Genomic DNA, 12,556 nt, shown 5'->3' on the forward strand with positions numbered 1-12,556 from the left:
GGCAGCTATACTTCTTACAGGAGGCGTTATGTATCAGAAAATAGAGGGAGAACACTGGCGTCATATCTGGGTTGCCAGCGATATTCATGGTTGCTATCAGTGGCTTATGGATGAGCTGAAACGACGACATTTTAATCCTGATACGGATCTGCTGATCTCGGTGGGGGATATTATCGACCGCGGGCCTGACAGCGTAAAATGTTTACAGCTGATGCAGGAAAACTGGTTTTATGCGGTACGCGGTAATCACGAGCAAATGGCGTTAGATGCGCTTAAAAATAATGATTTTAGTCTCTGGTCGATAAATGGTGGTAACTGGTTTACCGGGCTTAAGGACGCTCAACAAAAACAGGCGAAGGGTTTACTCGACGCGTGTCGGGACTTACCGCACATTATTGAAATAACCTGCAAAAACGGTCTCAACGTGATTGCTCATGCGGATTATCCCTCCGCCGAATATGGCTGGCATAAGCCGGTGGATGCCCAGCGCGTGCTGTGGGATCGCGACCGGTTAATGGGCTTTATGGTGGGCAAAGGGCAGGGCATTAGCGGCGCGGATCACTTCTGGTTTGGACATACGCCTGTGGACAAACGCTACGATTTTAACAATCTGCACTACATTGATACGGGGGCAGTATTCGGGGGCTTTCTGACGCTGGCGCAGCTTCAGTAATAAATAACCCGCCTTCGGGCGGGTTCTCTTTGGGTCAGGCAAGACGCAAGACCCAGGCATCGGTTTTACTGTCGTAATGCTCACGGTACAGAACGGAATGTTCCCCATCAAGGATTGCCGGGACGCTGGTATCTGCATCCCAGGCGTCCAGCTGCATGCACAAATCCGGATCGGATTTGCAGGGAATACTTAACGTTCGTTCGCCTTGTGATTCGCCGCGCAATTCAGCGTCGTCGATTTCAAAAGCGCCAATGCGTACGCTGGTTTTCGTCATAATGCTCTCCGGTTTGTTGCCCAAAATCTGGTATGACCAGTGCAGTCACCCATTTTTGATCCTAGACAAGGAGAGCGAAATCGCCAGTAAAAAAATGCGCTTTTTTTCAGGCGCTGCGGTTGTTACCGGTAAACAGGCGGCCATCGCGTACCAGTTCGCGCGGATAGCTGTTTTTCAGCCGCGAGCCGACTTTTTTCGCCAGCCCCAGCGGATAGCCCTGATACGTCACGATGACTTCATCCTGTAACGGGCCGTCTTCCGGGTAAACGTCACGACCGCGATACCACTCTTCCGCTTCCTGATGCGTCAGGGCAAAGGTGTTCTCACTGCCGGCCAGCGCAATGACCGCTTCGTGCTGCCAGCGATAGCCTTTGTTGTGGATCTCCGCCAGGCGAATACCGAGGCGGGAGAAACGCACCTTACCAATCAGCGGTTCGATGTTGACCGGGAACAGCCACAGCTCTTTGTCACGCATCCAGAGGCGCAGGCTCTCATCCCAGTGCAGGCCGACTTTGCTCGCAGCCGCTTGCGCCTGTGCCGCCTCACGGCCTTTGACCGGCGCGAACGGGAAGTTGCCGACCTTAAACTTAGGGGCAGGCAAGGGATCGACGGCGCGGGTTTTACGCAGACGGGCAACAAAGAAGCCTTCGCAATCGTAAATCTGCGGGAAGACATGCAGGAAGCCTTCAGGCGTGGCCGCATGGCTGGCCGAGTCGAAGAGGGTGTCCAGCGGCAGAAACTGGACGGCATCCACATAGCGTTGCTTGAGCCACAGGCAGACGTCCTCGTTTTCATCGCGATTCAGCGTGCAGGTAGAGTAAACCAGCGTCCCGCCTGGGCGCAGGGCATGAAACGCGCTGTCGATCAGTTCGCGCTGCGTGGCGGCGATCTCCAGGTTGCTTTCAACGGACCAGTTTTTTAACGCATCAGGATCTTTACGCACCACGCCTTCGCCGGAGCAGGGCGCGTCGAGCAGGATGGCATCAAAGGCTTCCGGCAGGGCAGCGCCAAACACGCGACCATCGAAGTGCGTTAACGCGACGTTGTGGATCCCGCAGCGGCTGATATTGGCATGCAGGACTTTAACGCGGCTGGCGGAAAATTCGTTGGCGAGGATCGCGCCGCGGTTGTTCATCCGGGCGGCAATCTGCGTGGTTTTAGAGCCCGGCGCCGCCGCGACATCCATAACCCGCTCAGGCTGGTTCCCGTCGGCAAACAGCGCAGCAACCGGCAGCATGGAGCTGGCTTCCTGAATATAAAACAGCCCGCTCAGGTGCTCGGCGGTGCTGCCGAGCGGCAGGCTCTCCTCTTCATCCCGTTCGATCCAGAAACCCTCTTCACACCACGGCACTGGCGTTAATTGCCAGCCGTAGGGGGAGACGAGATCCAGAAACGCCCCGACGCTGATTTTCAGCGTATTGACGCGAATACTCCGGCGCAAAGGGCGCTGGCATGCGGCGACGAAATCGTCGAAAGAGAGATGAGCTGGAAGCGCCTCGCGCATCTGTGCGAGGAATTGTTCGGGAAGAAATACGGAGTTTTGAGCCACGGGCACACCACAGGGAAACATTCAGGTGCGCAGTGTAACATAAAGGCTCCGGCGCGTTGACACCGGAGCCTGCGAGATTAACGCGGCAGCGCCGTTCCCCATTCGCGCCACTCTTTCGGTTCACTTTCCAGCAGCAGGAAGTGTTTACCTGCCTGCGCCTTAGGCGCCAGAGGCGTGCCAGGCGGCGTCGCGAAGGCAATGCCGCCGCGAATGAACTGGTTAAAGGTCCCCGTTTTGACCACGCCACCGGTCAGGCCGAAGTCCAGCGAGTAGCCTGAAGCGAGCCAGAACACCGAGTTGTTGCGAACCAGATGCTGATAACGCTGGCTGATGCGCAGGCCGACCATCACGCGATCGGACAGATTACCCAGCGTCAGGCTTGTTACTGTCCCCACTTCAATGCCGCGGAACAGGACCGGCGTACCGATGCCCAGCGAACCGGCTTCCGGCACTTCAACCACAATGCTCAGACCGTCCAGATAACGGGAGTCGGTGATGGTTGCCTCCTGCAACTCAAATTCACGACGCGCGTTGCCGCGACCCGGTTCAACGTTTATGTACGGTTGAAGTATGGTGTCGAGATGCTCAACCCCTGCGGCAGAAATTTGCGGCGTAACCACCGAGAAGCGCGAGCCTGCCCGGGCGAACGTCTGCACATATTCCGGATAAAGCACGGCGGTCGCCTGAACTTCGTTGCGCGCGGTGATCAGCGTCAGCTTCTGGACCTGCCCGATATCAATGCCGAGATAGCGGATGGGCATGCCTTCAGCCAGTTTACCGGCATCAAAGGTGTGCAGGGTAATCTGCCCCCCGACCGCGCGCGCCGCGGTTTCGGACGGGAAGAGGATCCGCTTGTCACCTTTACGCATGTTGCCGCCCGCGCCGCTCAGGTTATCGAAGCTGATCGCACCGCGCAGGGCACGGGAGAGGGGAGACGCCTGTACGGTCAGCCCGCTGCCGTTGAGCTGCACTTTCGCGCCGCCTTCAGCCCAGAACACGCTGTTTGGCGTGAGCAGCTTGCGGTACTCCGGCTTGATATGCAGTTCGATATCAAACGCGTCCGCACGAGGACGAACGGTGATCACTTCCCCGACTTCAAACTTACGATAAAGCACGACGGAGCCTGCCTGGACGTCCGGCAGCGTTTCAGCGCTTAAGGTCAGCGTGGTGGTCGGCAGGTCGCCAAGGCTGTTTTCAATGGCTTTGTCCAGATTGGCGAACAGCGGATAACTCTCGCGCAGCGCACCTTTGCTGCCCGGCAGAATGCGGATCCCGCCGTTAACCCACTCGCTGGCGCTGGCGCCGAGGAACTCAACGCCGTCCAGACCCACCTTCACGTCGACCCGGCTGTTAACCACAAATTTACTGTCGCCGTGAACCAGATTGCTGTACTGCGGATCGATGGCGGCGGAGAAGGAGACCCCTTTTTCTGTCAGCTTACGTTCGAGGACCTGGCCCACCTGCACACCGTGCAGGATCAGCGGTTGCCCGGCTTCGATACCGTAGCTTTCCGGCGCATTCAGCGTAACCGTCAACACGCCCGGTTTTTGCAGCAGGGCTTTATCCGCCGGGGCGATAACAAAGTTTTTGTTCGGCGCGCCTTCACCGGGGATCAGCTCAAAGGTGCTTCCCGTCAGCAGGGAACTGATGCTGGCGTCGCTGAGGGAGAGCTTCGGATTACGCAGTTCAATGCGCGTTTTTTCCCGCAGGAGATCCACCACGCTCGGATCCACCGTCATTTCGCCGGTAACGGAGCCGCCCGCATTGAGGGTTAATTTTGTCAGTTGCCCGACCTCTAAACCCTGGTACATCAACGGGGTCGAACCGGCTTTCAGGCCTTTGGCATCCGGCAGGGTCAGCTTGACGATGACGCCGCGCTGGCTGTGCGCCAGGTCGGCGTACAGGCCAAAGGTATCTTCTGCGGCGGCAGGGCTGGAGTCAGCAGGTGAGTCGAAGGCGATAGCGCCATTCACCAGCGCCGCCAGGCTCTCAAGCTTCACTTTCGCACCGCTTAAGCTCAGGTCGGCATCGACGCCGGAGACGTTCCAGAAGCGACTGCCTTTTTTCACCAGGTTGGTAAAACGGCGCTCGATGAGTACATCAATGGTCACGCCATCTTTGTTCGGGTTAATGGCGTAGTCGTAAACGCGACCAACCGGAATTTTGCGGAAATAGACCAGAGAACCACTGTTCAGCGAACCCAAATCCGGCGCGCGGAGGTGGATCATCAAATCGCCGTTATTCAGCCGATATTTCGGCTGGGTGTCCAGCGCAACAAAGTGATCCTGTGGCTCGCCTTTGCCGGGCATCATGCCGATATAGTTACCGCCCACAAGCGCATCCAGCCCGGAAACGCCGGCCAGGGAGGCTTTAGGCGTGACCAGCCAGAACTGCGTTTCGGCGCGCAGGGCATCCTGCATATCAGACTTAATGCTCGCCCGGACCTGAATTTTGTTCAGCCCTTTGCCGAGGGAAATATCCTGCACGGTACCCACTTCCACCCCCTGGAAGCGAACGGGGGTACGTCCGGCGACAATGCCGTCCGCAGACTGGAAATCAATCGTGATGGTACTTCCGCGATCTTCATAGCTCGTCCAGATAAGCCAGCCTGCGATCATCAGCGCGATGACAGGTAGCAACCAGAATGGCGAAATGCGGCGTTTTGTTTTAATTCTCGCTTCAGTCGGCGAAGCGGGCGTTTCCTGACTCATGTGCGTCCCAAAGTAAGCGGCTGTCCAGCCATTCCACTGCAAGAATAGTCAATATCACCGCAGAGCCGAAATAAAAAGCTGCGGGTCCCATGGTAAAAGCAAGTAACTGATCGCGATTGATGAGCGACATCATCAGCGAAATCACGAACAGATCCAACATCGACCAGCGACCAATCCAGGTCACGAATCGCAGAAGCAGGATGCGGGTGCGTAGTCCTTGTTCGCATTTAAAGTGAATGCTGATAAGCAGCGTAAACATCACCACCACTTTGGTAAAGGGCACCAGAATACTGGCGATGAAAACAATGGCGGCGACCCCCACGTTACTGTGCGCCAGAGAGATAATCCCTGAAAGGATAGTATCTTCCTGACGGGCGCCGTTCACATAAATTACGGAGATCGGCAGCATGTTGGCCGGGAACAAAAATACCAGGGAGGCGATAAGCGCCGCCCAGCATTTTTGCAGGCTGTTGTTGCGTCGCAATCTTAACGGAATGTGGCAGCGCGGACATCTCCCGCGTTTATCCGGAAAACCGGTGTAATGGCACCCCAGGCAGACGCGCAGGTTGTCATCAGGCCGGGTCGCGGGACGCTGCGGGTAAAATCGCTCCCAAAGCTGTTCAACATTGAGATGAATCAGGGTCAGAATACTCAGCAGGACCAGTGAAATAAACGCAAAAAGGCCAATGCCAGGTTGTAAAAATGCATAATCCTGCACCTTGATAGACGCCACGCCGACGCCCACCAGATAGATGTCCAGCATCACCCACTCCTTGAGCTTTTCCAGCATGAGCAGGACGGGGCGCAGGTTCATCCCCAGTATGTTGCCAAACCACAGGTAGGCAATTGCCGCGACCAGCACCAACGGCGCGCCGACGACGCAGAACAGCACCATGGCGGCCGTAAGCGGATCGCCCTGGCGCGTCATCTGCCAGATCCCCTGCAACACGTTAGCGTCAATACGCACGCCAAGCAGGTAGAGCTTTAACAGCGGCTCGGTCCAGGCGAAGGGCATCAGCAGCAGCATGGTGACCGCCATTGCCGCCAGACGCGTCAATGACCAGTCCCGGCCATCGCGAATTTTGGCATCGCAGCATGGACAAAAAGCACTTTGGTGCGATTTCATCTTCGGCAACATAAAAAGCGTATCGCACTGGGGACAACGCTGATAATGTGCACGGGGCAGAGCCTGGCTTACCGTACGGACAACGATCTTTCGTGTCGGCGTAATTTGGGGTGTTTTTAGGGCCATCAGTCGCACACAGATTAGTATTGTTGAAAGTTATAATAACTCATGAACGGATTCATCTTGAGCATGAGCGCATTTAATGCTTATTTTAATAGGCTATGCGGTAACTATGTAAGATAACTAAGTGATTGAATAATGAACAAAACAGAATTCTACGCGGATCTGAATCGCGATTTTAAGGCATTAATGGCAGGGGAAACCAGTTTCTTAGCCACTCTGGCAAATACCAGTGCGTTACTGTTCGAACGCCTTTCTGACGTGAACTGGGCGGGCTTTTATCTGCTGGAAGGCGACACGCTGGTACTGGGGCCTTTCCAGGGGAAACTCGCCTGCGTGCGTATCCCGGTAGGTCGCGGCGTGTGCGGTACCGCAGTGGCGACCCGTCAGGTTCAGCGTGTCGAAGATGTTCATGCGTTTGACGGCCACATCGCCTGCGATGCCAGCAGCAATTCTGAAATCGTACTGCCGCTGGTGGTTAAAAATCAGATTATTGGCGTTCTGGATATCGACAGCACGGTCTTCAGTCGCTTTACTGCCGAGGATGAGCAGGGGCTGCGCGCGCTGGCCGCAAACCTGGAAAATGTTCTGGCAGAGACCGATTATCATAAATTCTTTGCGAGCGTCGCAGGATAATCAACGGATAACGTAGCATTTACTGATAGCGTCATTATAATGTCGCCTGTTCATGCCTGCGCTTGTTGGCAACGTCCGTTGTAATCAGGAAATTTCATGGAAAATCAACCTAAGTTGAATAGCAGTAAAGAAGTTATCGCATTTCTGGCCGAGCGTTTCCCGCAGTGCTTCAGCGCTGAAGGTGAAGCGCGTCCTCTGAAAGTCGGTATCTTTCAGGATTTGGTCGCGCGCGTTGAGGGGGAGATGAACCTCAGCAAAACGCAGCTTCGTTCTGCCTTGCGCCTTTATACCTCGAGCTGGCGTTACCTGTACGGTATCAAGCCGGGTGCGACCCGTGTCGACCTTGACGGCAACCCGTGCGGTGAGCTGGACGAGCAGCACGTAGAACATGCGCGTAAGCAGCTTGAAGAAGCCAAAGCTCGCGTGCAGGCACAGCGTGCGGAACAGCAGGCGAAAAAACGCGAAGCCGCAGCGGCAAACGGTCAGGAAGACGCCCCTCGTCGCGAGCGTAAACCGCGCCCGGCACCGCGTCGTACTGAAAATAACGATCGCAAACCGCGTGCTGACAAACCAGCAGCTAAAGCCCCACGTGCGCCGCGCGAAGAGCCGCGCCACACCCCGGTTTCTGACATCAATGCGCTGAGCGTAGGTCAGTCTCTGAAGGTGAAAGCGGGTAACAACGCGATGGACGCCACCGTACTGGAAATCACCAAAGATGGCGTTCGTGTACAGCTGACTTCTGGTATGTCAATGATTGTACGCGCAGAACACTTGTTGTTCTGAAACGGAGGCCGAGCCTGGCATGAACACTTTTTTTAAGCTCACCGCGCTGGCTGGCCTGTTTGCTATAACAGGCCACGCTTTCGCTGTGGACGATATTACGCGTGTTGATCAAATTCCGGTTCTCAAGGAAGAGACTCAGCACGCGACGGTGAGTGAGCGCGTGACGTCGCGCTTTACTCGTTCGCACTATCGTCAGTTCGATCTCGATCAGGCCTTTTCGGCCAAAATCTTTGACCGTTATCTGAACTTGCTGGATTACAGCCATAACGTACTGCTGGCCAGCGATGTCGAACAGTTCGCTAAACGCAAATCCGAAGTGGGTGATGAGCTGCGCTCCGGAAAACTCGATCTGTTCTACGATCTGTACAACTTATCGCAAAAGCGCCGTTTTGAGCGTTATCAATACGCGCTGAAAGTGCTGGAACGTCCTATGGACTTCACCGGCAACGACACCTTTAATCTGGATCGCAGCAAAGCGCCATGGCCGAAAGACGAGGCTGAACTGAATGCGCTGTGGGATGGAAAAGTCAAATATGACGAACTGAGCCTCAAGCTCACAGGCAAAGACGAGAAAGAGATCCGTGAGACGTTAAACCGTCGCTACAAGTTCGCTATTCGCCGTCTGGCGCAGACCAACAGTGAAGATGTTTTCTCGCTGGCGATGACCGCGTTTGCGCACGAAATTGATCCGCACACTAATTATCTCTCTCCACGTAACACCGAACAGTTCAATACCGAAATGAGCCTGTCTCTGGAAGGTATCGGTGCTGTGCTTCAGATGGACGATGACTACACCGTAATCAACTCCATGGTGGCCGGTGGCCCTGCATCGAAAAGCAAAGCGATCAGCGTAGGTGACCGTATTGTCGGTGTGGGCCAAACCGGAAAGAGCATGGTGGACGTGATTGGCTGGCGTCTTGATGACGTAGTTGCGCTGATCAAAGGGCCGAAGGGCAGCAAAGTTCGCCTGGAGATCCTGCCAGCCGGTAAGGGGACCAAAACCCGTATCGTTACTCTGACCCGTGAGCGTATCCGTCTGGAAGATCGCGCGGTGAAAATGTCGGTGAAAACCGTGGGTAAAGAGAAGGTTGGCGTTCTGGATATCCCTGGTTTCTACGTCGGCCTGACCGATGATGTGAAAGTGCAGCTTCAGAAGCTTGAAAAGCAGAATGTCAGCAGCGTGATCATTGACCTGCGCAGCAACGGCGGCGGGGCATTGACCGAGGCCGTCTCGCTTTCCGGGCTGTTTATCCCGTCTGGCCCGGTGGTACAGGTGCGCGATAACAACGGTAAAGTGCGTGAAGATGCGGATACCGATGGTGTGGTCTACTATAAGGGGCCGCTGGTGGTGCTTGTCGATCGCTTCAGCGCCTCTGCATCGGAAATCTTCGCTGCTGCCATGCAGGATTACGGCCGGGCGTTAATCGTCGGCGAACCGACGTTTGGCAAGGGCACCGTTCAGCAGTACCGCTCTCTGAACCGTATTTACGACCAGATGCTGCGCCCTGAATGGCCGGCGCTGGGCTCAGTACAGTACACCATTCAGAAGTTTTACCGCGTCAACGGCGGCAGCACGCAGCGCAAAGGCGTGACGCCGGATATTATGATGCCGACAGGTACCGAAGAGACGGAAACGGGCGAGAAGTTTGAAGATAACGCGCTGCCGTGGGATAGCATTGATGCCGCGACATTCGTGAAATCGGGTGATATGAAACAGTTCGGACCGGAACTGCTGAAAAATCACAACGATCGCATCGGGAAGGATCCGGAATTCCAGTACATCATGAAGGACATCGCGCGTTTCAACGCCCTGAAAGCAAAACGGAACATTGTGTCTCTGAACTACGCTCAGCGTGAGAAAGAGAACAATGAAGATGACGCGACACGTCTGGCGCGTATCAACGATCGCTTCAAACGTGAAGGCAAGCCTCTGCTCAAAAAACTGGACGATCTGCCTAAGGATTACCAGGAGCCCGATCCGTATCTGGACGAGACGGTGCATATCGCGCTTGATCTCGCGAAGCTGGAAAAAGAGAAACCTGCTGTGCAACCTGCTCCGACAAAATAATCCCCCAACAGGCACAAGCAATTGTGCCTGTTTCTTTTTGTTCCTCATCCTTCCGTCAGGCAGATTTCCAATTGTGTAAAGTTGTGTCTTTCTGGTGACTTACGCCGTCTGGATGCTTGAAAATAGCCGTAATACCCATACGATGTGGGTAATCGCATAGTGCGTTTTGTTAAACTGAGGTTAAAAGAATATTATGATGCGAATCGCGCTCTTCCTGCTCACCAACCTGGCGGTGATGGTGGTATTCGGGCTGGTGCTAAGCCTGACGGGAATTCAGTCGAGCAGCGTTCAGGGTCTGTTGATTATGGCGCTGCTGTTTGGTTTCGGTGGCTCTTTCATTTCACTGCTAATGTCGAAGTGGATGGCACTGAAATCCGTGGGCGGTGAAGTTATTGAGCAACCGCGTAACGATATGGAGCAGTGGCTGATGAGCACGGTTGCTCAGCAGTCAAAGCAGGCGGGCATTGCCATGCCGCAGGTAGCCATCTACCACGCGCCGGATATCAACGCGTTTGCTACCGGTGCGCGTCGTGACGCGTCCCTGGTGGCCGTCAGCACCGGTCTGCTGCAAAACATGAGCCGTGACGAAGCGGAAGCGGTTATTGCTCACGAGATCAGCCACATCGCCAACGGCGATATGGTCACCATGACCCTGATCCAGGGCGTGGTGAACACCTTCGTTATCTTTATTTCCCGTATTCTGGCGCAGATTGCTGCCGGGTTTATGGGTGGCAACCGTGATGAGGGTGAAGAGAGCAACGGCAACCCGCTGATCTATTTTGCTGTTTCAATGGTGCTGGAGCTGGTGTTCGGTATCCTGGCAAGCATTATTACCATGTGGTTCTCCCGTCATCGTGAGTTCCATGCGGATGCCGGTTCCGCGAAACTGGTGGGTCGTGAAAAGATGATTGCTGCGCTGCAACGTCTTAAAACCAGCTACGAGCCGCAGGAAGCAAACAGCATGATGGCCTTCTGCATCAACGGCAAGTCAAAGTCGCTGAGCGAGCTGTTTATGTCTCACCCGCCGCTGGATAAACGTATTGAAGCGCTGCGTAGCGGCGAATATCTGAAGTAACGTAATCGGGTTGAAAACAACCGGGCAGGAGTCCTTCTCCGCCCGGTTTTTTTATGCCTGCGCCTTTGGCTGGGTGACACGAAGACCGCTAATGACAGCCGCGAGGGTCGCCAGTGTCCCTGCGGTAATCAGCGCAACGTGTGTCGCATTCTGCCCGGCCAGGTTAAACATCAAGGCTACCAGTGCGGCCCCGGTGCTTTGCCCTAACAGTCTTGCCGTGCCCAGCATCCCGCTGGCGCCACCGCTGCGATGACGTGGGGCAGAGGTGATAATCGTGTGGTTATTAGGGGACTGGAACAGACCAAAACCGGCCCCGCACAGGATCATGCGCCAGATAATATCCAGATCCCCTGGCGAGGCGGGCAGGAGCGCCAGTGCAAACAGTCCCACCGCCATGACAACCAGCCCAATCGCCCCCAGAAGCCCGGCATGAACGCGCTCAATAAGGTAACCGGCCAGCGGGGCCATCACCATGGTTGCCAGAGGCCAGGGCGTGAGCAGCAAGCCTGTTTCCACTTCCGAACGGCCAATCACGCTCTGCAAAAAGAACGGCAGCGCAACCAGCGCCAGCATCTGTGCGCAGAATGAGCAAATGGAGGTACAAATGGATAGCGAAAACAGCGGAATACGCAGCAAATCCACCGGCAGTAACGGCACGGGCAGCGCCAGCTGACGTCGTACGAAGAAAAATCCGATGATAAGCATGGCAACGATTTCTGCGGCAATGAGCGACAGAGACTGCCCCTGCGCAAATCCGCTCAGCGCGGTAATCAGCAGGCCAAAGGTCAGCGCGTTCATCACGGCGCTGGGCAGGTCAAAACGCGGCATGGTGTTTTTCGGACCATTTTCCGGAAGATAGCGCAGGGCGAAGAAGATCGCCACAATACCCAGCGGCACATTAATGGCAAACAGCCACTGCCACGAGGCAACGGACAGAATGGCGGCGGCAATCGTCGGCCCGGCAGCGGACGACACGGCCACAATAAAGGAATTAATGCCCATGCCGCGCCCCAGGTGGCGGTGAGGATAGATAAGCCGTATGAGGGCCGTGTTCACGCTCATTAGCGCCGCGCCGCCAAAGCCCTGCGCGATACGCGCCAGGGTGAGGGTGTGCAGTGAATCGGAAAGGGCACAGAGGAGCGAGGTGAGGGTAAAGACCACCAGCCCGCACTGGTAAACCCGGCGATAGCCAAACATATCGCCCAGGAAAGAGAGTGACAGGAGGGAAATCACAATTGCTATCTGGTACGCGTTCACAATCCAGATGGAGCTTGCGGGAGAAGCATTAAGGTCTTTTGCAATGGTAGGAAGAGCAACGTTGGCAATCGCACCGTCAAGGACAGCCATCGAAATACCGATGACAATAGTGGCAATTGCCCCGTACCTCTGCGGTAAGGGCAGGCCATCAGAAACGTTTTTTTGCATGGGAAAAGAATGACTCAGCGTGAAATTATTTTCAGAGTAACTATTTTAGCATCGTTATTTCGGTTTTATGTCGCAGATTTGTAACGAAGTAAACCCAGATAGATTGCAGCACGCAT

10 protein-coding genes are annotated in these 12,556 nt (G+C 55.3%); 5 read left to right on the top strand and 5 right to left on the bottom strand.

Annotation, left to right across the window (positions count from 1 at the left end; all coding sequences use genetic code 11):
* Positions 1 to 28: 28 nt before the first annotated feature.
* Complete coding sequence (pphA, locus tag CU081_RS13975) at positions 29 to 673, top strand: protein-serine/threonine phosphatase (protein ID WP_003859884.1); 645 nt, start codon at positions 29 to 31, stop codon at positions 671 to 673.
* A gap of 34 nt (positions 674 to 707) precedes the next feature.
* On the opposite strand, the gene CU081_RS13980 is transcribed toward pphA, so the two are convergent.
* From CU081_RS13980 to yebS, 4 genes are all read right to left on the bottom strand, one after another.
* A complete protein-coding gene (locus CU081_RS13980) occupies positions 708 to 947 on the bottom strand; it encodes a YebV family protein (protein ID WP_003859885.1) in 240 nt (79 codons plus the stop codon).
* 106 nt (positions 948 to 1,053) lie between these two features.
* Positions 1,054 to 2,517 (bottom strand): 16S rRNA (cytosine(1407)-C(5))-methyltransferase RsmF, encoded by a 1,464-nt coding sequence (rsmF, locus tag CU081_RS13985; protein WP_022651437.1) that lies wholly within the window; start codon positions 2,515 to 2,517, stop codon positions 1,054 to 1,056.
* A gap of 56 nt (positions 2,518 to 2,573) precedes the next feature.
* Complete coding sequence (locus CU081_RS13990) at positions 2,574 to 5,207, bottom strand: PqiB family protein (protein WP_003859888.1); 2,634 nt, start codon at positions 5,205 to 5,207, stop codon at positions 2,574 to 2,576.
* Entirely contained in the window at positions 5,176 to 6,459 is a 1,284-nt protein-coding gene (gene yebS, locus CU081_RS13995; protein ID WP_003859890.1) for a membrane integrity lipid transport subunit YebS, read from the bottom strand. The genes CU081_RS13990 and yebS overlap by 32 nt, the downstream gene beginning before the upstream one ends.
* Before the next feature lie 132 nt (positions 6,460 to 6,591).
* On the opposite strand from yebS, the gene CU081_RS14000 reads away from it, so the two are divergent.
* The 4 genes from CU081_RS14000 (at position 6,592) to htpX (ending at position 11,015) form a co-directional block, all read left to right on the top strand.
* A complete protein-coding gene (locus CU081_RS14000; protein WP_006811006.1) occupies positions 6,592 to 7,089 on the top strand; it encodes a GAF domain-containing protein in 498 nt (165 codons plus the stop codon).
* A 96-nt stretch (positions 7,090 to 7,185) separates the two neighbouring features.
* On the top strand, positions 7,186 to 7,872 hold the full coding sequence (proQ, locus tag CU081_RS14005; RefSeq protein WP_003859895.1) for an RNA chaperone ProQ: 687 nt from the start codon (positions 7,186 to 7,188) through the stop codon (positions 7,870 to 7,872).
* Positions 7,873 to 7,891: 19 nt separating this feature from the next.
* A complete protein-coding gene (gene prc / locus CU081_RS14010) occupies positions 7,892 to 9,940 on the top strand; it encodes a carboxy terminal-processing peptidase (RefSeq protein WP_003859896.1) in 2,049 nt (682 codons plus the stop codon).
* Positions 9,941 to 10,133: 193 nt separating this feature from the next.
* Positions 10,134 to 11,015 (top strand): protease HtpX, encoded by an 882-nt coding sequence (gene htpX, locus CU081_RS14015; RefSeq protein ID WP_003859899.1) that lies wholly within the window; start codon positions 10,134 to 10,136, stop codon positions 11,013 to 11,015.
* A 51-nt stretch (positions 11,016 to 11,066) separates the two neighbouring features.
* Here the strand turns inward: htpX and CU081_RS14020 are convergent, their stop codons facing one another.
* Entirely contained in the window at positions 11,067 to 12,440 is a 1,374-nt protein-coding gene (locus CU081_RS14020) for an MFS transporter (protein ID WP_003859901.1), read from the bottom strand.
* Positions 12,441 to 12,556: the final 116 nt, after the last annotated feature.

Source organism: Enterobacter sp. CRENT-193 (genome assembly GCF_002787395.1).
Classification (GTDB): domain Bacteria; phylum Pseudomonadota; class Gammaproteobacteria; order Enterobacterales; family Enterobacteriaceae; genus Enterobacter; species Enterobacter hormaechei_C.